Origin of the sequence: Planotetraspora sp. A-T 1434 (assembly GCF_025420585.1) — a bacterium.
Lineage (GTDB): Bacteria > Actinomycetota > Actinomycetes > Streptosporangiales > Streptosporangiaceae > JAOEGB01.
On the sequence record NZ_JAOEGB010000004.1, the window covers coordinates 245,799 to 265,624 of the forward strand.

16 protein-coding genes are annotated in these 19,826 nt (G+C 69.5%); 6 read left to right on the top strand and 10 right to left on the bottom strand.

Annotated features, from left to right (window positions below):
• Positions 1-73: 73 nt before the first annotated feature.
• Both N5079_RS07755 and N5079_RS07760 read right to left on the bottom strand, forming a co-directional pair.
• A complete protein-coding gene (locus N5079_RS07755) occupies positions 74-1,474 on the bottom strand; it encodes an inositol monophosphatase family protein (protein ID WP_261582893.1) in 1,401 nt (466 codons plus the stop codon).
• A complete protein-coding gene (locus N5079_RS07760; protein ID WP_261582894.1) occupies positions 1,468-1,656 on the bottom strand; it encodes a hypothetical protein in 189 nt (62 codons plus the stop codon). The genes N5079_RS07755 and N5079_RS07760 overlap by 7 nt, the downstream gene beginning before the upstream one ends.
• A 151-nt stretch (positions 1,657-1,807) precedes the next feature.
• On the opposite strand from N5079_RS07760, the gene N5079_RS07765 reads away from it, so the two are divergent.
• Complete coding sequence (locus tag N5079_RS07765; RefSeq protein WP_261582895.1) at positions 1,808-2,821, top strand: hypothetical protein; 1,014 nt, start codon at positions 1,808-1,810, stop codon at positions 2,819-2,821.
• 282 nt (positions 2,822-3,103) lie between these two features.
• A complete protein-coding gene (locus N5079_RS07770) occupies positions 3,104-4,273 on the top strand; it encodes a glycosyltransferase family 4 protein (protein WP_261582896.1) in 1,170 nt (389 codons plus the stop codon).
• Here N5079_RS07770 and N5079_RS07775 read toward each other — a convergent pair.
• The 4 genes from N5079_RS07775 to N5079_RS07790 form a co-directional block, all read right to left on the bottom strand.
• Positions 4,239-5,570 carry a glycoside hydrolase family 36 protein gene (locus N5079_RS07775; protein ID WP_261582897.1) on the bottom strand — a complete coding sequence of 444 codons (1,332 nt, stop codon included), beginning with the start codon at positions 5,568-5,570 and terminating at the stop codon, positions 4,239-4,241. The two genes, N5079_RS07770 and N5079_RS07775, sit on opposite strands and share 35 nt — an antisense overlap.
• A gap of 19 nt (positions 5,571-5,589) precedes the next feature.
• Positions 5,590-6,618, bottom strand: a complete 1,029-nt coding sequence (locus tag N5079_RS07780; protein ID WP_261582898.1) for an ABC transporter permease — start codon at positions 6,616-6,618, stop codon at positions 5,590-5,592.
• The gene (locus N5079_RS07785; RefSeq protein WP_261582899.1) at positions 6,615-8,279 is read right to left on the bottom strand and encodes a sugar ABC transporter ATP-binding protein; all 1,665 of its coding nucleotides are present in this window, start codon (positions 8,277-8,279) and stop codon (positions 6,615-6,617) included. Before N5079_RS07785 ends, N5079_RS07780 begins: the two co-directional genes overlap by 4 nt.
• 88 nt (positions 8,280-8,367) lie before the next feature.
• Positions 8,368-9,411 carry a substrate-binding domain-containing protein gene (locus N5079_RS07790; RefSeq protein WP_261582900.1) on the bottom strand — a complete coding sequence of 348 codons (1,044 nt, stop codon included), beginning with the start codon at positions 9,409-9,411 and terminating at the stop codon, positions 8,368-8,370.
• 224 nt (positions 9,412-9,635) lie between these two features.
• Here N5079_RS07790 and N5079_RS07795 point away from each other — a divergent pair, with 224 nt between their 5' ends.
• Positions 9,636-10,412: a DeoR/GlpR family DNA-binding transcription regulator gene (locus N5079_RS07795; RefSeq protein ID WP_261582901.1), complete on the top strand. Its 777-nt coding sequence runs from the start codon at positions 9,636-9,638 to the stop codon at positions 10,410-10,412.
• A 186-nt stretch (positions 10,413-10,598) separates the two neighbouring features.
• Positions 10,599-11,435, top strand: coding sequence for an SAM-dependent methyltransferase (locus tag N5079_RS07800; RefSeq protein WP_261582902.1), 837 nt, complete (start codon positions 10,599-10,601; stop codon positions 11,433-11,435).
• Positions 11,436-11,497: 62 nt separating this feature from the next.
• Here the strand turns inward: N5079_RS07800 and N5079_RS07805 are convergent, their stop codons facing one another.
• The 3 genes from N5079_RS07805 to N5079_RS07815 all read right to left on the bottom strand — a co-directional run bounded on the left by N5079_RS07805 (position 11,498) and on the right by N5079_RS07815 (position 14,688).
• A complete protein-coding gene (locus tag N5079_RS07805) occupies positions 11,498-12,328 on the bottom strand; it encodes a carbohydrate ABC transporter permease (RefSeq protein ID WP_261582903.1) in 831 nt (276 codons plus the stop codon).
• Complete coding sequence (locus N5079_RS07810; RefSeq protein ID WP_261582904.1) at positions 12,325-13,152, bottom strand: carbohydrate ABC transporter permease; 828 nt, start codon at positions 13,150-13,152, stop codon at positions 12,325-12,327. Before N5079_RS07810 ends, N5079_RS07805 begins: the two co-directional genes overlap by 4 nt.
• A gap of 240 nt (positions 13,153-13,392) precedes the next feature.
• A complete protein-coding gene (locus tag N5079_RS07815; RefSeq protein WP_261582905.1) occupies positions 13,393-14,688 on the bottom strand; it encodes an ABC transporter substrate-binding protein in 1,296 nt (431 codons plus the stop codon).
• Between the two features lie 359 nt (positions 14,689-15,047).
• Between N5079_RS07815 and N5079_RS07820 the strand changes: the two genes are divergently transcribed.
• Positions 15,048-16,691: an L-lactate permease gene (locus N5079_RS07820; RefSeq protein WP_261582906.1), complete on the top strand. Its 1,644-nt coding sequence runs from the start codon at positions 15,048-15,050 to the stop codon at positions 16,689-16,691.
• A gap of 115 nt (positions 16,692-16,806) precedes the next feature.
• Positions 16,807-17,538 carry a FadR/GntR family transcriptional regulator gene (locus tag N5079_RS07825; protein WP_261582907.1) on the top strand — a complete coding sequence of 244 codons (732 nt, stop codon included), beginning with the start codon at positions 16,807-16,809 and terminating at the stop codon, positions 17,536-17,538.
• Between the two features lie 388 nt (positions 17,539-17,926).
• Here N5079_RS07825 and N5079_RS07830 read toward each other — a convergent pair whose 3' ends face one another.
• Positions 17,927-19,723 (bottom strand): AMP-dependent synthetase/ligase, encoded by a 1,797-nt coding sequence (locus N5079_RS07830; RefSeq protein WP_261582908.1) that lies wholly within the window; start codon positions 19,721-19,723, stop codon positions 17,927-17,929.
• Positions 19,724-19,826: the final 103 nt, after the last annotated feature.

Genomic DNA, 19,826 nt, shown 5'->3' on the forward strand with positions numbered 1-19,826 from the left:
AACACGAAGGTACGAAGCATTTCTCGAAGAGTCATGAGCCTCCGGCGCCTCCGCTCATGCTCTGAAGCCCGCCCTACGGTGCCGCGGTTAGGTCCAGGCGCCAGTCGTTACATCGCATGACGCTCCCCGGCGGGTATTCGAAGTCACACTCACCGACGAGCCGGAAGCCTGCCCTCTGGCAGATCGCGTTCGACGCGGGATGGTCGACGGACGGGAACGCGTGTATGTATCTGTGTTTCCCCTCGGCCCTGGCATTCGCGACGGCTGCGGTGGCGGCCGCGACCGCTATGCCTCTGCCCTGGAACTCTGGCAGGACGCCCCAACCCGTCTCGTACACGGTCTCCTCCCGCCAGACACGCTCCCAGTACCCGATGGCGCCGACCGCCTCCAGCCCAGGAAGCAGGAGGATGCGGAACATTTGACCGGTCCCCGGCTCGCCGACCTGGGCATACCGCTTGTGACGTGCGAGGACCGCCTCTTCCGTCTCTGGACCTCCCAGATGCTCTGTCATCTCCGGTGTGTTGTTGCGACGCAGCAGGTCAAGGTGGGCCTCTGCGTCCGCCCAGGGCTCAAGGCGTATCCGCGGTGCGTTCGCTCCCTCTGGCATTCCTCTCCCGTCTTCGCTCGAACCCGTGCGGTCAGCGCGCTTCCGCGATCCTGCCTGAGCGGTACGACAATTTCGATGCAGGAGCAGCGGGCGCACAGTGTTCCAGCAGGCTAGGTCGGCGGCGTTGAGTAAGCCCGGACGCGGGTCCGCGGCCCGGTAGGCGCTCCCGTCCGGGCGGCGGGCGACACCGCCCGCCTCGGTCAGCAGCAGGACGCCCGGCGCGTGGTCCCAGGGCAGCGTCCGCTGGAAGAGGACGAAGTCCTGCTCGCCGTCCAGAAGCCGTGGATAGTCCACGCCCGCGCAGCCGGTGCCTGGCCCCAGCTCGGCGAACCGGGGCGCTGTCGCCTCGGCACGTGCCAGTGCCGGGGGATCGAGGAACCTTGTCAGCGCCGCCCCGCGCAGCTCCGCCGGATCGGCGGGAGCCGGACCCCGGCGCACCCGGACCCCGTCCCGCCAGGCCCCCGAACCCCGCTCGGCCACGTAGACGCGGTCCTCCGCCGGGCGCACGATCCACGCCGCGACAGTCTCCCCGCCGCGTACGAGCGCCGCCATCACCGCGTACTCGGGACGGCCCGCCACGAAGTTCGACGTCCCGTCCAGCGGATCGACGAGCCAGGCCTCCGGGGCCTCCCACAGTGCCGCGACCTGCCGAGGATCGCGGGCCGTGGCCTCCTCGCCGACGACCGGGGCATCCACCACCTCACGAAGCCGACGGCTGATCAGCTCCTCCGCCTCCCGGTCCGCCACGGTGACAACCTCGCCGGGCGACTTCTCGTGGACCTCCCCCTCGGCCAGTGCCCGGAAGCGGGGAAGGACCGCGACCTCGGCCGCCTCGAGAAGGATCCCGGTCACCTCGTCGATCAACATGATCGCGACGATAGTTCGGCGTCACCCCGCACGGAAAGGTGCTGTGCCTGCCGCAGGTACACGGGCGGCTGGCTCGGCAGACGGTCGGCGACGCGCTGGGCGGGCCTGCCGAGCACCCGCGCCAGGTCGTCGCTCTGACGTTCCAGCGCTCCCATGCGAACCTGCGCGTTGAGCCAGCTCATCGGCCTCGGCCAGCGTCGGGCACTTCCCGGCAGGTCACGCCGAGCGCACGGGCCGGCTCCGGTGCGGAGGGAGACGCCAGGATCCCCGAGCGGTGACGCGCGAACCGAGCCCCCGCCTTCCGGTGGAGGTGGAGTCAATACGATGCTCGGCATGCGTGCTCTCGGCCGGTGTGCGGCGGCTGTGCCGCTGGGCGGCCTACTGTGCGGGCTGCTTTGCGCACTCACCGGGGCCGGGCCGCCCGATCCGCTGCTGCCGGAGGCCAGGGCGATCATCCGGGAGCACCCCGGGATGTGGGCCCAGGCGTCCGTCGCCAGGGGAGAGCACACGATCGTCGTGGGAGGACCCCGTCGCCTGGTCGCCGACCTGTCCGTGCTGGCCGACCGCGCGAGCCGTACGGTCGCCCGGGTCTGGGGCCCGGTGGACGCGGTGGTCCTCGTCCCGGCGACGGCGGAGCAGGCGGAGGTGCTGGCCGCACCCGCACGGGTGGAGGGCCTGGCGGCGCTCGCCGGGGTGGGCCGGGTCATCATCGAGCCGGACGGATTCGCCCGGCTGACCCCGACCGGCCGCCAGGTCGTGCTCGCCCACGAGCTGGTCCACGTGGCCACCGGAGCGGCGGTCACCGGCGACCTGCCGGCGTGGCTCGTGGAGGGCTTCGCCGACTATGTGGGCTACCTCGGCAGCGGGCTCTCGGCGCGGACCGTCGCCGCCGAGCTCGCCGCCGAAGTCCGGGCCGGGGCCCTGCCGCGCGAGCTGCCGGGGCGCGCGGACTTTCGGGCCGGGTCGGCACGGCTGGCGCAGGCGTACGAGGAGGCGTGGCTGGTCTGCCGGTACATCGCCGGGCGCTTCGGCGAGCGGAAGCTGGTGAAGCTCTACCGCGCGGCCCTGCGTCACCAGGGCCAGGGCGACCAGGACCAAGGCGAGCAGGACCAAGGCGAGCAGGGCCAGGGCGAGCAGGGCCAGGGCGAGCAGGGCCAGGGCGAGCAGGACCAGGGCGACCAGGGCCAGGGCGAGCAGGGCCAGGGCGACCAGGGCGACCGGGACCGCGAGGGGATCGCCCCGGCCCTGTGGGAGACCCTGGGCATCACCCAGGCGGAGCTGACCCGAGACTGGCTGGCCTCCCTTCCTGAGCAGCTGGGCATCCCCACCGTCCCCTCTTCCCCCTGATCATGTTGTGATCATGCACGGATTCCCGTTTCCGCCCCCTAACCAAGCCCATCCTCCATGCGTGATCATGCGCGGACTCCCCGCTATCCCGCGAAAGCGGAACGGCCACCGCGCGGAGCTGCCACCATGCGGATTGCGACCTTGTCTTCGCATGATCACGCGAGCGAATGGCCCTGGCGGTGCGGGACGCCGGGGAATCCGTGCATGATCACGCATGGAGGATGGGCCGGTCGCGGGCCGCGAGCGGGAATGTGTGCATGATCACGGGGAAGGGGTGCGGGGATGGGGAGGACGCTGATCGTCACGAATGACTTTCCGCCTCGGGCCGGGGGGATTCAGGCGTTCGTCCATGGGCTGGCCTCTCGGCGGCCGCCGGAATCCGTGACGGTCTACGCCCCCCGGTGGGAGGGATGCGAGTCCTTCGACGTGCGTCAGCCGTACGAAGTGGTGCGGCATCCCGGCACGCTCATGCTGCCCACGCGGCGGGTCGCCAGGACGGCGGCGGTGCTGGCGAGAGACTGCGACACCGTGGTCTTCGGCGCGGCTGCCCCGCTGGGCCTGCTCGCGCCGGCCGTACGGGCCGCCGGACCCAGCCGCGTCGTGATGCTGACCCACGGGCACGAGGCGTCCTGGGCGCGGCTCCCGCTCGCCCGTGGCCTGCTCCGCCGCATCGGCGAGGGAGCCGACGTCGTGACCTACCTCGGCGGCTACACGCGCCGCAGGCTCGCGCCGGTGATCCCCGAGTCCAAGCTCGTACGGCTGGCGCCCGGCGTGGACACCTCGGTGTTCCACCCCGGGGCGGGCGGCGACGACGTTCGCAAGTCGCTGGGCCTGGAGGGGCGGCCGGTGGTCGTCTGCGTCTCGCGGCTGGTGCTCCGCAAGGGCCAGGACATGCTGGTCCGCGCCTGGCCGGGGGTGCTCCGCCACGTCCCCGACGCGGCGCTGCTGCTGGTCGGCGGCGGCCCGTCCCGTCAGGCGCTCCAACGGGCGGCCGCACGGCACGGCGTGAAGGAGTCGGTCGTCTTCACCGGATCGGTGCCGTGGACCGCCCTGCCCGCCTACTACGACGCGGGCGACGTGTTCGCGATGCCGTGCCGCACCAGACTGGCCGGGCTGGATGTCGAGGGGCTCGGCATCGTCTATCTGGAGGCGTCGGCCACCGGCCTCCCCGTCGTGGCGGGCTCCTCCGGTGGCGCCCCCGACGCCGTACGGCACGGCGAGACCGGCCTGGTGGTCGACGGCACGTCGCCCGCCGGGATCGCCCGTGCTCTGGTGGAGTTGCTGGCCGATCCGGCCCGCGCCCGCGCGATGGGGGAGCGGGGCCGGGCCTGGATCGAGGAGGAGTGGGGCTGGGACCGGGTCGCCGCCCGGTTCGCCCGCCTTCTTACGGCAACGCCCACTACGGGAACTACGGGAACTACGGGAACGGGGTCGGCGGCGGAACGTCGGTGAGGAGCCGTCGCGTGGTCTCCATGCCCCAGTCGTCGAGCGAGGCGATCCGGTCGGACGAGACCCGCAGGCCGCCGTAGCGCTCGATCACCTCGGCCCAGTCCTCCCGGCGCTCGACCTCCGGGCGCACGATCAGGCAGTCCGGATCGTTGACCCAGAACCGGCCGTGCTGCCAGGCCCGGCCGATGGTGGACAGCGCCGCGCCGAGCTGGCCGGGCAGGGCGGGGTCGCCGTACCACGGCTCGTACTTCGGGGCGGTGTCGGCGGAGACCCGCATCGCGTCGAACAGGCCGACGCTCGGCAGGATGGGCGCGCCGCATCCCAGCAGGTACGACTCCGTCCCGATGGCCTCCCTGATCACCCGCAGCCCCTCGCGGTACGCCTCGAGCGGGCCGGCTCCCGAGTGCCGCGGCCCGTCGAGCGCCCCCGCGTAGAGGAAGTCGATCTTGAAGTAGTCGAAACCGGCGTCGCGGAGCATGCCGAACGTCTCGCGCAGGTAGGCCGCGGCCCCCGGGTGGGTGGCGTCGAGCGCGGAAAGGTCCTGGTCCCAGTTGTGCCCCGCGTCGGCGGGCTCCCCGGCGGTGTGGCCGATCAGCCATTCGGGGTGGTCGCGGACGACGGCGCTGTGCGACCCGGCGAGGAACGGCGCGACCCAGATCCCGGCGCGCAGGCCCGCCTCCTTGATCCGCTTGGTCAGCGCCTCCAGGGAGGCGAACCGGTCGGACAGGTCCAGCCAGTCGCCGATCTCGGCCTCCCAGCCGTCGTCGATCTGCAGCACGTCGACGGGCAGCTCCGCGTCGGTGATCGCCCGCAGGTTCTCGTCGATGTCGGCTTCGGTGACGTTCTCGAAATAGTGGTACCAGGAGCACCATGCCGTGGGCCCGGGCCGGATCGGCCCGTTCCCCGCCCGTACGGCGAAGCCGTCCGCCCAGGTGGCCAGGGCCTGGTACATCGTCCCGGCATGCGTCTGGACGTCCACCGGCCCGTCGGCGCTGATGGTGAGCCGGTCGCCGGACAGCTCCGCCCGGATGGAGGCGACGCTCGTGATGCCGTCGGCGCAGCCGTACACCACCGTGGAGCCGTCGCCGAGCTCGACGGCGAGCAGGCCCTCGCCCTGGAAGCCCAGCTCCGGGCCGGGCATCCCGGGCCGGTAGCTCATGGTCTGCGTCACCGGCTTGACCGGCCGCAGGCCGGAGCCGGTCACGGGGTAGTCCGTCGAGGGGCCCCACGACTGCCAGCCGTGCTCGTAGACCCGCGTCCTGGCCGGGTCGACGGTAAGGACCTCGATTTGTTCGTACACGATCCCTCCTCAGAGATCCTCAGGTCGGCAGCCCGACGGCGCGTTCGCCGCTCCGCCGCTGCTGGATGACGACCGCGATGACGAGCAGCGCCCCCTGGGCGACGTTCTGCCAGAAGGTGCTGATGTTGTTCAGGGTCAGGCCGTTCTCCAGGGCGCCGAGCAGGACCATCGCGAGCAGCGTGCCGCCGACGCCGCCCTTGCCTCCGGCGAGCGCGCAGCCGCCCAGCGCGGCGGCGGTGATGGCCTTCAGCTCCAGGCCCGAGCTGCCCGAGGTGGGGTGGCCGAAGCCGGTCCGCGCCGTGAGGATGATGCCGGCGATCGCGGAGACGACCCCGGCCAGCGCGTAGACCGCGATGAGGTACTTGTTGATGTTGATCCCGGCGAGGCGGGCGGCGGTGTCGTTGCCGCCGATGGCGTAGATGTTCCGTCCGATGTCGGTGTACTTCAGCAGGAGGTGGATGGCGAGCGCCACGGCTGCGAGGATCCACATCAGCGTCGGCAGGCCGAGCAGGGAGCCCCGGGAGATGAAGATCCACAGGTCGTCGCCGAGCACGAAGCCCATGGCCGCCCCGTTGGACAGTAGCTGGGCGAACCCGCGGTAGGCCGCCAGCGTCGCCAGGGTCGCGATGACCGGGTTGACCCGGCCGTAGACGATGATGACGCCGTTGACGAGCCCGAGGACGAGCCCGACGACGATCGCCAGACCCATGCTGGCCAGCGCGTTCTGCGTCGCGGTGAACGCCATCGCGCTCACGACCGACGCGACGCCGGTGGCCGAGCCGACCGAGATGTCGAGCGCCCCGCAGATGATGACCACGGTCTGGACGACGGCCAGCAGTCCGGCGATGGTGACGGCGTCGGCGATCACGCGGATGTTGGCCCAGGCCAGGTAGCCGGGGTTGATCACGCCGAAGACCACCACGACCAGCACGATCGCCAGCACGAGGATCAGGTTCTGCGCCCCGACGGCGCCGATCAGGTCGCCCAGGCGGCGGCGGGACTCCGGGGCCTGCTCGCCGGGCCCCGCTTGCACGGAGGTGGTGGTCACTGCGCTTCTCCAGAATTCGTCGCTTGGGTGGTGGCCGCTCCGGAGACCGCAGCGGTGAGGTCGTCGACCATGGCGAGGGCGAGGATCGCCTCCTCGGAGGCCTCCTCGCGGGACAGCTCCCCGGTGATCCGCCCGTTCTGCATCACCACGATGCGGTCGGCGAGGCCGAGCACCTCGGGCAGTTCGGATGAGATGACGAGGACCGCCACGCCCGTGCGGGCCAGGTCGGCGATGATGTGGTAGATCTCGGCCTTGGCGCCGACGTCGATGCCGCGGGTCGGCTCGTCGAGGATCAGCACCTTCGGCCGCCGGGCCAGCCATCTGGCCAGCACGACCTTCTGCTGGTTCCCGCCCGAGAGCTTCCGGACCTCGTGCTCGATGGACGGCGTGCGCACGCGGAGCCGCTCGACGTACTCCTGGGCGACGCGGCGCTCCTCGCCCCGCCGTACGAACCGGAACCGGCGGAGCCGGTCGAGCACGGCGAGCGTCGTGTTGTCGCGCACGCTCCGGGACAGGAAGAGGGCCTGCGCCTTGCGCTCCTCCGGCGCGTAGCCGATGCCGGCCCGGACCGCGTCCTGCGGCTGGCGGAGGCGCAGCGGCCTCCCCTCGACCAGCACCTGGCCGTCGCGGATCGGCAGGTCGCCCACCAGGGCGCCCGCCAGCTCGGACCGCCCGGCGCCGACCAGCCCGGCGAGCGCGACGACCTCGCCCGCCCGCACCTGGAGGCTGATGTCGCGGACGTCGTCGGTGGTCACGTCGCGCACGTCGAGCACGACCTCGTCGGCGGTCGCGGCCTGCTCGCGGGCGAACATGGCCGACAGGTCGCGGCCGACCATCATCCGGACCAGCTCACCCTCGCCGGTCTCCGCCACCGGCCGAACGCCCACCAGCGCGCCGTCGCGGAGCACGGCGATGCGGTCGGCGAGCCGGAAGATCTCCTGGAGCCGGTGCGACACGTAGACGATGGCGAGCCCCTGCTCGCGAAGCCGCCTGATCAGCCCGAACAGCGCGTCCACCTCGTGCTCGCCGAGGGAGGAGGTCGGCTCGTCGAAGGCGATGACCTTGGCCTCGGTCGTCATGGCGCGGAGGATCTCCACGAGCTGCCGCTGGGCGGCCGTCAGCGACGACCCCAGCGCGTCCGGGTCCAGCGCGCGCTCGAAGCCGAGCCGCACGAGGTCGTCGCGCATCCGCTCGCGCAGGGCCGTACGGTCGAGGACCCGCCGGGTGAGCAGGCCGGAACGGCGGGGGAGCGACCCGGCGTAGACGTTCTCCGCGACCGACACGTGCGGGATGATCTCCGGCTCCTGGGCGATCACCCGGATGCCGAGACGGCGGGCGTCGGCGGGCGTGTGGAGGTCGACGGGCTCGCCGCCGAGGGTGATCCGGCCCTCGTCGGGGATGTAGTCACCGTTGATGATCTTGATGAGCGTGGACTTGCCCGCGCCGTTCTCGCCCATCAGCGCGGTCACCTGGCCGGCGGGGAAGTCGAGCGTCACGTCGCGGAGCGCCCGGACCCCGGCGAAGCGCTTGGAGATGCCCTCGGCCCGTAAGCCGGTGTCCGGTCGTGCCCCCGGCTCGGCATCCGGGCGATGGTTCTTTTCGCCGGCCCTCGGGTCGGCCCCCTGTTCCTGCTTGGCCGCGGCGTCGGCTGGCTCTGTCATCGGCCCCTTCTCACATTGGTGTACGGCTTGCGCGAGGGGTTCTCCTCGCGCAAGCCGTACGGCTTTCCCTCACCACCACAGGGTCAGGTCAGGCGCTGCACTTCACGCCCTCGGCCTGCCAGTTCGAGGCGTCGACCATCTTGGTGGGGGCGAACGCCTCCGGGGGCATCGCGGTGCCGCTCTTGATGTTGTCGTACATCGTCTGCACGGCCAGCTTGCCGACCTCGTAGCCGTTGATGAACAGGGCGGCCTTCATGCCGGTCGGCTTGCCGCTGTTCCAGTCCTTGCAGGCGAGGTAGGCGCCGAGACCGACTCCGATGATGTTGTCGGGCTTGATGCCGGCGTTCTGCATGGCGGTCACGCCGCCGCTGACGTTCTCGTCGTTGCAGCCGACGATCACCCAGTGCTTGACGCCGCTGTTGCCCTGGACGGTCGCGGCGACCTTGTCCTGCGCGCCGGACGGGGTGTTGTCGGTGCCGACCTCGATGACCTTGACGCCGGAGACGCCGGCGGCCTGCTCGAACGCCGGGACGGCGGCCTTGACGCGGTCGGTGCAGACCGTCACGTCCTGCTGCCAGGCGGTGATGATAGCCGTGTCCTCGGGCTTCCAGCCGGCCTTCTTGAACTCCTCGCCGGCCCGCTGGCCGACCTGCTCGCCCATCTGCGTCCCGCTGAAGCCGACGCGCGGCACGAGCTTGTCCTTGGTGCACTTCGACGGGTCGGGGCCGTCGACGCAGACCTGGTCGTCGGAGGTGAGCAGCGGGGTGTTCGCCTCCTTGGCCAGCTGCACGATCTGCGGGCCCACCGCCGGCGCCGGGACCACGATGATGATGCCGCCGACCTTCTGGCCGAGCGCCGCCTGGGTCTCGCTGACCGCCTTGTTGGTGTCCTCGCCCAGGTTGACGACCTTGAGGTCGACGCCGAGCTCCTTTGCCTTGTCGGCCGCGCCCTGGGCCTCGCCGACGAAGTATTCCTGGTCTCCCTGCTTCTGCAGGTAGGCGATGGAAATCTTGCCCTGCGCCGCGGGCTTGCTCTGCGTCGCCTGGGTCTCCTCCTTGCCCGACGAGCAGGCAGCGAGACCGAGGGTGAGCAGAACCGCCATCGCGGCGAGCCTTCCAGGTGCCAGGTTCATGGCAACCCGCTCCTCTCAGCGACCCCGAATGTAAAGAACATTTCCTAATGCAGAAGGGACCATATTCCGCCACATTCCCGCAAGACCACTCATGGTCACAAGTCCATTTCGACAGTTTTCCACACAAGAGCCCTGGGATCCCGATGGGTGCTGTGTCATTATGCGTGCGAACGTGTTGGATGCGACCTTGATGCGACCTTCCTGACGACTTGCAAGGAGGCGGGATGCTGGCCCCTCAGCGGCAGCAGGCGATCCTGGACCTCGTCCGCGCCAACGGCGCGGTGCGGGTGGGCGACCTCGTCCGCGAGTTCGGCGTCTCCGACATGACGATCCGGCGTGACCTGGAGGTCCTGGCGGATCGCGGTCTCGTCGCCAAGGTGCACGGCGGGGCTACGGCCATGAGTTCGGGGTCCACGGAGGAGCCCGGGTTCGCGGCCAAGTCGGTCCAGCAGCGCGCCGAGAAGGAGGCGATCGCCCGGGCCGCGGCCGCCATGGTCGGTCCCGGTACGGCTGTCGCCCTCTCGGCGGGCACCACCACCTGGACCCTGGCCCACCACCTCATCGACACGCCGGGCCTCACGGTGGTGACCAACTCGGTGCGGGTGGCCGAGGTCTTCTACCGTTCGGGGCGGAAGGACCAGACCGTCGTGCTGACCGGAGGCATCCGCACGCCGTCCGACGCGCTGGTCGGGCCGGTGGCCGTGGCCGCGATCCGGCTGCTCAACGTCGACATCCTGCTGCTCGGGGTGCACGGCATGAGCACGCACGCGGGGTTCACCACGCCGAACCTCATGGAGGCCGAGACCGACAGGGCCCTCGTCGGGGCCGCCAGGCGGCTGGTCGTGCTCGCCGACCACACCAAGTGGGGCACCATCGGGATCAGCACGATCGCGCACCTGGACGAGGCCGACGTCCTCATCACCGACGCCGGGCTCGACGAGCCGGCCCAGCGGACGCTGGGAGAGCAGGTCGGCGAGCTCATCACCGTCGAGGGCGAGTAGCGGGGTCATCTCCCGGCCCTCGGTCGACACAGCAGATTTCTATCATCCGACCTCTCGGCCGTGAAAGAGCCGTCCCGGGCCACATCGGCGCTCGCCGGCCCAGTCAAGCTCCGATGAATGTTCACGGTAATGATCCACATTAGCGATGTCGCGCCATAGGATTCCCTCGAACGGGGAGGCGAGGACATGGGCGATGACACGGGCGATGACATGACGGCGCGCGAGGACCTACTGGCGGGCATCGATCCGTCCATCCCGAGCGTGGCGCGGATGTACGACTACTACCTGCGCGGCAAGGACAACTTCGAGTCCGACCGCCGGGCCGCCGAGAAGATGATCTCCCTGGTGCCGAACATCCGCGAGGTCGCCCGCGCCAACCGCGATTTCCTCGGCCGTGCCGTACGGCTGGTGGCCGAGTCCGGGATCAGGCAGTTCATCGACATCGGCGCCGGCCTGCCGACCCAGCAGAACGTGCATCAGGTCGCCCGGTCCGTGGCTCCCGGCAGCCGGGTCGTCTATGTCGACAACGACCCGATCGTGCTGGTCCACGCCCGCGCCCTGCTCGCCGACAACCGCGACACCATCGTCGTCCAGGGCGACGTCAACGAGCCGAAGGCGATCCTCGACGATCCCGCCGTCCGGGAGCACATCGACCTCTCCCAGCCTGTCGCCGTGCTGATGCTCGCCATCCTGCACTTCGTGCCCGACGACGAGAAGGCGGCGGCGATCGTGGCGCGACTCCGTGACGGCATGGTGCCGGGGAGCTACCTGATCATCTCCCACGGATACACCGGCGAGATCGGGGGGCGGACCGACCAGCAGGTCCGCGCGCTCTACAACAAGACCGCGACGGGCTCGATCAAGCCCCGGGACCATGCCGAGATCGCGGGCTACTTCGACGGCTTGGACCTCCTGGAACCGGGCGTCGTGCCGGTCGACTCCTGGCGGCCCGAGCTGGACTGGCAGGCCGGGATCGACCTGACGAAGCCCACCATCCTCGGGGGCGTCGCCCGCGTACCGTAGCCGGACCAGCCGGCCACGGCACGCGGATCTCCGAGGCGACCGCCGGGTGCAGGTCACCCCTGTCACCCCTTGGTCGCTCCGCCGGTGAGGCCCTTGACGAAGTGCTTCTGCAGGAACAGGTAGAAGGCCAGCACGGGGATCGTGCCCATGAACATGAGCGAGAAGATCGTGCCGTAGTCGGTGCGCCAGACTCCCACCGACCGGAAGATGCCCGTCGTGATCGTGGTGCCCTGGCTCGGCCCGAGGATGATCAGCGGGTCGATGAAGTCGTTCCAGATCCACACGCCGAGGAAGATGAGCACGCTCGCCGTGGCGGGGCGGAGCAGCGGGAAGACGATCCTCCAGAAGATCTGCCCGCGGGTCGCGCCGTCGATCGCGGCGGCCTCCTCCAGGTCCACGGGCACCGACCGCATGAACCCCGTGAAGACGAAGACGCCGAACGGCACGTAGTAGCCGACGTTGAACAGCACCAGGCCGGGCAGCGTGCTCATCAGCCCGACGGCCCGCAGGACGTAGGTCACCGGCGCGAGGATCACCTGGGGAGGGATCATCAGGCCGCACAGCAGGAGCAGCATCAGCAGGCGGCCCCACAGGCTCGACGTCCTGGCGAGGTAGTGGCCCAGGGTCGCGGACAGGATCGTCAGAACGATGATCGACAGCCCGGTGACCAGGATGCTGTTGGTCACGCTCGCCCAGTACAGGTTGTCCGGGCGCGACAGCAGCGTGGTGATGTTGCGCAGCGTGAACGGCTGGGGAAGCGCGAGGGGCCGCGTGCGGATCTGGTCCGGTTCCTTGAACGTGTTGATGATGCCCAGATAGAGCGGCACGAAGAAGAACGCCCCGACGGCCAGGCCGGCGAGGGGGCGCAGCCACGGGAGATTGCCGGTCCTCACAGGTTGACCTCCCTTCTGCGCAGCACGCCCAGCGAGATGGTCGTCAGCACCGCGATCACCACGAGCATCGCGATCGCCTCGGCGGACGCGTATCCCTGGTGGTTGTCCACGAACGCGGTCTGGATCGCGAGGAACGCGATGGTGGCCGTCGAGCCGGTGCCCGGGCCGCCCTGGGTGATGACCTGGACATGGTCGAAGATCTTGAACGCGGAGATCAGCAGGACGACCGTGTTGACGGTCAGCGCGGGCGCCAGCATGGGCCACGTGACCTGCCAGAACCGCCGGATCGGTCCCGCCCCGTCGATGGAGGCCGCCTCCAGCAACTCCTTCGGCACGCCGGACAGGCCGGCCAGGTAGATGACCACGCAGAAGCCGAGCATCTGCCAGCACAGCACCGTGGCCAGCGAGTAGAGCGCGATGTCCGGGTCCGACAGCCAGCCGGGCGGATCCTGCACCCCGATCGCCCGCAGCACGTCGTTGATGGGGCCGTCGTCCTGCAGCATGCGGGTCCAGATCACGCTGATCACCACGGAGCTGAGCACCATGGGGGTGAAGAAGACGCTGCGCAGCGCGTTGTACAGCCAGCCGTTCCGGTCGAGCAGCACGGCGATTCCCAGGCCGACGACGTTGGGCACGATGACCACGATGGCGGTCAGAATCGTGGTGATCTTCAGTGACGTCAGGAACGTGTCGTCCTGGAGCATCAGCTGGTAGTTGCGCAGGCCGACGAACTTGGTCGGCGGGTTGAACGGGTTGTAGTTGGTCAGGCTGTAGCCGAAGCTCACCACGATGGGGACGAGCACGAAACAGACGTAGATGAGCACCCCGGGTGCGCCGAAGCTCAGGAAGTGCCAGACGCGAGGCCAGATTCGGCGCTTCGGCCGATGGCGCGTCCGGCTGCCGACCGGGGGCTTCCGAGGCCGTGCGGCGACGTCGGAGACCATTGAATTCAGTCCCTTGCGTTAGGAGCGGGAGGGCCGTCCTTGCCGGGGGGATCGCCCCCGGACCTGCCAAGGCCGCTGGCCGAGGCGGCATCGCGCGCCTCGGCCAGCGGATCGGGGGGATCAGGAGGACTTGTCCCACTCGGTGTCGAGATACTTGAGGACCTCTTCGGGCGTCTTCTTCCCGGTGATGATGTCCTGGGCGGACAGGTTCCACTTGTCGGGCATACCGGCGATCATGCCGTCGTCGCCCTGCTCCCATCCGAAGGAGGGGACGGTCGCGTTCTGGTCGACGGCCTGGCGGTACAGGTCGTACACCGCCTTGAAGACGGTGCCGTCCTTGGCCGGGAGCGTGTAGCCCTTGATCGCGGGGAACAGGGCGTCGGCCACGGCCGAGGTGTCCAGGTAGTCCTTGTCCGTCTGCCAGGCCACGGCGAACTTCTTGGCGATGTCCACGTTCGGCGACTTGGCGTTGACCGTCAGCCCGCCGCCCGTGAACGAGGGCAGGTGGAAGGAGCCGTCGTCGGCCGGCCAGGCGAAGATGCCGATGTCGTCCTTCACCTTGGAGGCGTCGCTCGCGGCGGCGAACCAGCTTCCCATCGGGTACATCGCGCCCTTGCCGTCGAGGAAGGCGGCCTGTGACGCGTCGTAGCTCTGGCCGAGGTCCTTCTTGTTCAGATAGCCCTTGGCGGCGAGGTCGGCGAACTTCTTCGTCGCCTTCAGGAACTCGGGCGAGTCGAACTTGACCTTGCCGTCGCGGCGCTGGTGCATCCACTCGGGGTTGCCGGCGTAGAGGTCGGTGGTGAGCTCGCCGGTCCAGGGGAGCGAGGAGCCCCAGCTCGGGTTGCCGCCGATGACGAACGGCTGGACGCCCTTGCCCTTGAGCTTCTCGGCGTCGGCCAGCAGCTCGGCGTAGGTCTTCGGCGGGGCGCTGATGCCGGCCTTCTCGAACAGGCTCTTGCGGTAGAAGACCTGCCACGTCTGCGTGTTCGCCGGAAGCTGGACCGTCCTGCCCTTGATGGCGCTGCACTTGGGGCAGAGGAAGGGCTGAAGGTCCTCGTCGGAGAACTCGGCGAGGTTGCCGCTGCCGTCGAACGAGGGGAGGTCCTGCAGACCGATCTGCACATCGGGGAACTGGCCGGAGGCGAGCAGCTGCTTCGCGTAGGCCGTACGGTCACCCGGGGCCACGATCTTCTTGACCGTCACCCCGACTTTCTCGCTCACCCTCTTGATGTTGTCGTCCCAGAACTTGGGGGTGAGGTTATCGGTCTCGAAGACGAGGAAGGTGATCTCCTTCTTCGCCGCCGCTCCTGAGCCACTGGGCTGGGTGGTGCTTCCGCCGTTGTTATCCCCGACCGAGCAGGCGCTCAAGCCGGCGGCGAGCGTGAGGGCCGCACCTAAAGCAAGGATCTTCTTCATACTGCCACCTTCCTCGCCGGTCCTGACCGTGCCGACGAGTTGACGACCCCTACTCATCAGACCACTTCGGGTGTTGTAACCGCTTACCCCCGGAGTGTGCTGCGTGTTGTAGCTAATTGGTTTGACCACTGCTTACCTATGACCTGCGTCACATGTCAAGATGGACAGCCGCTCTTCACGGCAGCCGATATCGAGGTGTGACTTAGCCTCCGACCTCTCGACAGGTGTCTTCTCCCGTTGTACCTTCGGTCCGCAGTCCGGGACAACGTTCTGCTACATAGAACATGGCTGCACGGCCTGTCGAATCAGGGGCGCAGGCCGGGCGAGCCTTCCTATGCCGCTTTCGCGCTGGAGGCACGGTGTATCAACAGAACTTCAATCCGACGGGATCACTCCTCCTGTCCGCCCTGCTGGCCGCCCTGCCCCTGGCGACGGTGCTGGTGCTCCTCGGGGTCCTCAAGTGGAAGGCGCACTGGGCCGGCCTCGCCGCGCTCGCGGTGGGCCTGGTGGTCGCGGTGGCGGCCTACAAGATGCCGGTGGGGCAGGCCCTCGACGCGGGGCTGTTCGGCGCCGCCCGGTCGATCCTGCTGATCCTGTGGATCACCTTCAACGCGATCTGGATCTACAACCTCACCGTCAAGAGCGGCCACTTCGCCGTCCTCCAACGGGCCTTTTCCGGGATCAGCGACGACCAGCGGATCCAGGCGATCGTCATCGCCTTCTGCTTCGGCGCGCTGATCGAGGCCCTCGCCGGCGGTGGCTCGCCCATCGCGATCTGCGCGATCATGCTCATCGCGGTGGGCTTCGACCCACTCAAGGCGGCCGCCCTCGCGCTCGTCGCCAACACGGCCCCCGTGGCCTTCGGCGGCATGGGCAACCCGATTACGATTCTGGGTGGTGCGCCCATCAATCTGGACCCTGAGCAGGTAGGCGCCATGGCGGGCCGCCAGACCGCGTTCATCGCGATCTTCGTGCCGTTCATCCTGCTCTTCATCGCGGACGGCCGCCGCGGCCTGCGCCAGGCGTGGCCCGCCGCGCTCGTCGCCGGCCTGAGCTTCGGCGCCACCCAGATCTTCGTCTCCAGCGCCTTCGACTACCGCCTGACCGACATCGCCGCCTCGCTCGTGTCGGCCGTCGTGCTCATCGTCTTCGGCAAGTTGTGGCGGCCGAGCGAGCGGGTGCTGCCCGTCCCGACCATCGCCGGCGGCTCGGTCGACGACCCGGCCTTCGTGCGCAAGCACGGCAGCCCGGCCGGTGACACCAGAGCGGACCGGATCCTGGCCTTCGCGCCGTACGCCATCATCATCGTCCTGTTCTCCCTCTCGGTGATCGAGCCCATCAAGACGTGGCTGAGCAGCGGCTGGCGGACCTACAAGTTCCTGTGGCCGGGGGCCCACATCGCTAAGCCGAACGGCGATGGGCTCAAGGTCGAGTACGTCCTCAACTGGGCGTCCGCCCCCGGCACGCTGCTCTTCATCTCCGGCATCCTCACCTTCCTGGTCCTGCGGATCGGCGTCGGCACGGCCATCAAGACGTACGGTGAGACGCTGCGCCAGTTCGGCTGGGCCATCGTGACGATCCTGGCCGTGTTCGCCCTGGCCTTCGTGATGCAGTACTCCGGCCAGATCCAGACACTGGGCCTGTTCCTCGCCGGGGCCGGCGCGTTCTTCGCCTTCCTGTCCCCGGTGGTGGGCTGGTTCGGCGTGGCGATCACCGGTACGGACGCGGGATCGAACGCGCTGTTCGGCGTGCTGCAGACCACGGCGGCGGGCAAGCTGGGCGAGTCGCCCATCCTGTTCGGCGCGGCCAACAGCTCCGGCGGCGTCATGGCCAAGATGATCTCTCCGCAGAGCCTGGCCATCGGCGCGGCCGCCGTGGGCATCGTCGGCAAGGAAGGGGAGATGTTCCGCCGGGTGGTCGGCTGGAGCGCGCTGCTCCTTCTCGGGCTGTGCGTCATCGTCTACCTGGAGTCGACGCCTGTCCTCGGCTGGCTCGTCCCCTAGGGACCGGATGCAAAGCTCCTCCGACCAATTCTCGATAGGATCCAGCAGTGGGGTCCGCCTTCTCCAAGACTGGCAGAATTGGTAGGACCACCGGCGAACCAAGGGAAGACGCGGCGTGAAGCGGCCACTCAGGGAGGAGCCCGAGTCCTCGGGCGCGCGGACCACGGTCACCGAGCGGGCGATGCAGCGCATCAAGGACATGATCTCCGACGGCCTGCTGGTCCCCGGCCAGCGTCTGCCGACGGAACGGGAGTTCGCGGCAGACCTCGGTCTGTCGCGGAGCTCCATGCGAGAGGCCATCAGGGCGCTGACCGTGCTCGGCGTCCTGGAGGCCAGGCACGGCGCGGGGGTCTACGTGACCTCACTGGAGCCCCGCGACCTGCTGGACACGTTCGGGGTCGTCGCGGAGATCTCCCGCGGCGACACCCTGCTCCACCTGGTGCAGGTCCGCAAGATCCTGGAGCCCGCCGCGACGGCCACCGCCGCGGCGCGGATCGACGACGAGATCCTGACCCTGCTCCGCGCCGAGATGACGGCGATGGAGCAGGGCGGCTCGGCGGAGGAGATCGTCGGCCACGACCTGGAGTTCCACCGGCTCATCGTCGAGGCCGCGGGCAACCCGGTGCTGTCCGCGATCCTCGATGGCCTGTCCAGCCGCACCTTCCGGGCGAGGGTGTGGCGCGGCTATCGGGTGGAGGGCGTCTTCGAGCGCACCTTCCAGGAGCACGACCGCATCTACCGGGCGCTGGCCGAGCGCGACCCGGAGAGCGCCAGGACCGCCGCTGCCATCCACGTCACGGCGGTCGAGGACTGGCTCCGCACCCAGGCGGAGATAGACGAGGTCTAGCCCCCCCGGGGCCCCCGCCCCCGCCGTGATCATGCAGGGTTTCCCGGGAAGCTCCAGGACGTCCCCCTTCCCGAGTCGTGATCATGCAGGGTTTCCCGGGACGCTCGTAGGCGTCCCGTTCTCCGAAGTGCGATCATGCACGGATTCCGCCGCGCCCTATCTGATCAGCGTCGCTACAGTGCGTGATCATGCAGGTGTCCGTCCGGCGGGGCCCCCTTACAGTGCATGATCACGTCACGCATAGCGCCCGGTAGGAGGGGTTATGCGGGAAAGCACGCATGATCAGGCCGCGTATAGCGCCTGGTAGCAGGGGTTATGCGGGAAAGTATGCATGATCACGGCGGGTGAGGCGCCAGGTGGGACGGGTTACGCGGGAACATGTGCATGATCACGCGGGGCGGGGGGTGTACAGCTCGTCGATCTGCTTGGCGAAGTCGCGCATCACGAGGTTGCGCTTGACCTTGAGCGACGGCGTGAGATGGCCGGTCTCTTCGGTCAGGTCGGTCTCCAGGATCACGAACTTCTTGATCTGCTCGGCGTGGGAGACCATCCGGTTGGCGACGTCGACGGCGCTCTGCACCTCGGCGACGATCGCCGGGTCGGTCGTGGAGACCTCCGGCCTGCCGTTGGCCTCCTTCCACTGCTCCAGCGCCTCGGGGTCGAGCGTGATGAGCGCCCCGATGAACGGCCGGTCGTCGCCGACCACCATGACCTGGCTGATCAGGCGGTGCGCGCGGATGGCGTCCTCCAGCGGCGCCGGCGCGACGTTCTTGCCGCCCGCCGTGACGAGGATCTCCTTCTTGCGGCCGGTGATGCGGAGGTAGCCGTCGTCGTCGAGCGTGCCGACGTCGCCCGTGTGGAACCAGCCCTCGGGGTCGATGGTCTCCTTGGTGGCGCGCTCGTTGTTCCAGTAGCCGTCGAAGATGTGACGGCCCCTGACGAGGATCTCGCCGTCCTCGGCGATCCGGATGCCGACCCCGGGGAACGGCTTGCCGACCGTGCCGATCTTGTTGGCTCCCGGGATGTTGACCGTCGAGGGCGCGCTCGTCTCGGTGAGCCCCCAGCCCTCGAAGACCTCGATGCCGACGCCGCGGAAGAAGTGGCCGAGCCGCTCGCCCAGGGCCGAGCCTCCCGACACGGCCGCGCTCAGCGCGCCGCCCGTCGCCGCGCGCAGCTTGCCGTACACGAGCTTGTCGAACAGCGCGTGCTTGAGCCGGACCTTGAGCCCCGCGCCGCCGTCGCTCTCGGCCTTGCTCCACTCGATGGCCGCGTCGGCGGCGGCGTGGAAGATCTTGCCCTTGCCGTCGGCGGTCGCCTTCTGCTCGGCGGCGTTGTAGACCTTCTCGAACACGCGCGGCACACCGAGCAGGAACGTCGGCTTGAACGCCTGCAAATCGGGGGCGACGTTCTTCATGTTCGGGGTGTGCGCCAGGACCGTGCCCGTCTCGATGAGGACGATCTCGATGAGCCTGGCGAAACTGTGCGCGAGCGGCAGGAACAGCAGCGCCGCCCGGCCGTCCACGTCGAAGAGCAGTTCGAGCGGGCCGTGGGCGACGTTGCGGGCGGTGAAGAGCAGGTTGTCGTGCGTGAGCCGGCAGCCCTTGGGCATGCCCGTGGTGCCGGACGTGTAGATGATGGTCGCGAGGTCGCGGCCGCCCCTGGCCGACCTGCGCTCGGCCAGCGTCTCGTTGCTCACGTCGGCCCCGAGCGCGGCCAGCTCGTCGAGGCCGCCGTCCTCGATGCGCCACACGAGCGAGAGGTCCGGCATGGCCTCGCGGACCGTCTTCTCGTGCGACTCCAGCTCGGCGAACGCGCCCTTGGCGCCGCTGTCGGACAGGATCCACTTGACCTGGTCGGCGGAGGAGGTCTCGTAGATCGGCACGCCGACGCCGCCCGCCGCCCAGATCGCGTAGTCGATGACGGTCCACTCGTACCGCGTGCGTGACATCAGCGCCACCCGGTCGCCGGGCTCGACTCCGGCCGCGATCAGCCCCTTCGCCACGGCCGCGACCTGATCGCGGAACTGGGCGGCGGTGATCGGCTCCCAGGGGGCACCGGGCGCATCGCCGCTCTTGCGACGGATCACCACGGCGGCCGGCTCGTCCACACCGCGCTGGAACACCACGTCGGTGCAGTTGGCGGACGGCGGAACGTCCACCAGCACGGGAACGCTGAACTCGCGCACGGTCACTCCTTTGTGCACGCTTCTACGGTCTCCACGAGCAGGGGCGAGCCTTCGACTGGCCCGCGTGACTCGGAGCCGCATTGGCGAACGTCACTCTGCAGGT

Excerpts from the sequence above, each read along its gene's own strand:
- N5079_RS07755 (WP_261582893.1), bottom strand. The coding sequence starts at position 1,474 with ATGTTGATCGACGAGGTGACCGGGATCCTTCTCGAGGCGGCCGAGGTC.
- N5079_RS07760 (WP_261582894.1), bottom strand. The coding sequence starts at position 1,656 with ATGAGCTGGCTCAACGCGCAGGTTCGCATGGGAGCGCTGGAACGTCAG.
- N5079_RS07765 (WP_261582895.1), top strand. The coding sequence starts at position 1,808 with ATGCGTGCTCTCGGCCGGTGTGCGGCGGCTGTGCCGCTGGGCGGCCTA.
- N5079_RS07770 (WP_261582896.1), top strand. The coding sequence starts at position 3,104 with ATGGGGAGGACGCTGATCGTCACGAATGACTTTCCGCCTCGGGCCGGG.
- N5079_RS07785 (WP_261582899.1), bottom strand. The coding sequence starts at position 8,279 with ATGACAGAGCCAGCCGACGCCGCGGCCAAGCAGGAACAGGGGGCCGAC.
- N5079_RS07790 (WP_261582900.1), bottom strand. The coding sequence starts at position 9,411 with ATGAACCTGGCACCTGGAAGGCTCGCCGCGATGGCGGTTCTGCTCACC.
- N5079_RS07795 (WP_261582901.1), top strand. The coding sequence starts at position 9,636 with ATGCTGGCCCCTCAGCGGCAGCAGGCGATCCTGGACCTCGTCCGCGCC.
- N5079_RS07800 (WP_261582902.1), top strand. The coding sequence starts at position 10,599 with ATGGGCGATGACACGGGCGATGACATGACGGCGCGCGAGGACCTACTG.
- N5079_RS07815 (WP_261582905.1), bottom strand. The coding sequence starts at position 14,688 with ATGAAGAAGATCCTTGCTTTAGGTGCGGCCCTCACGCTCGCCGCCGGC.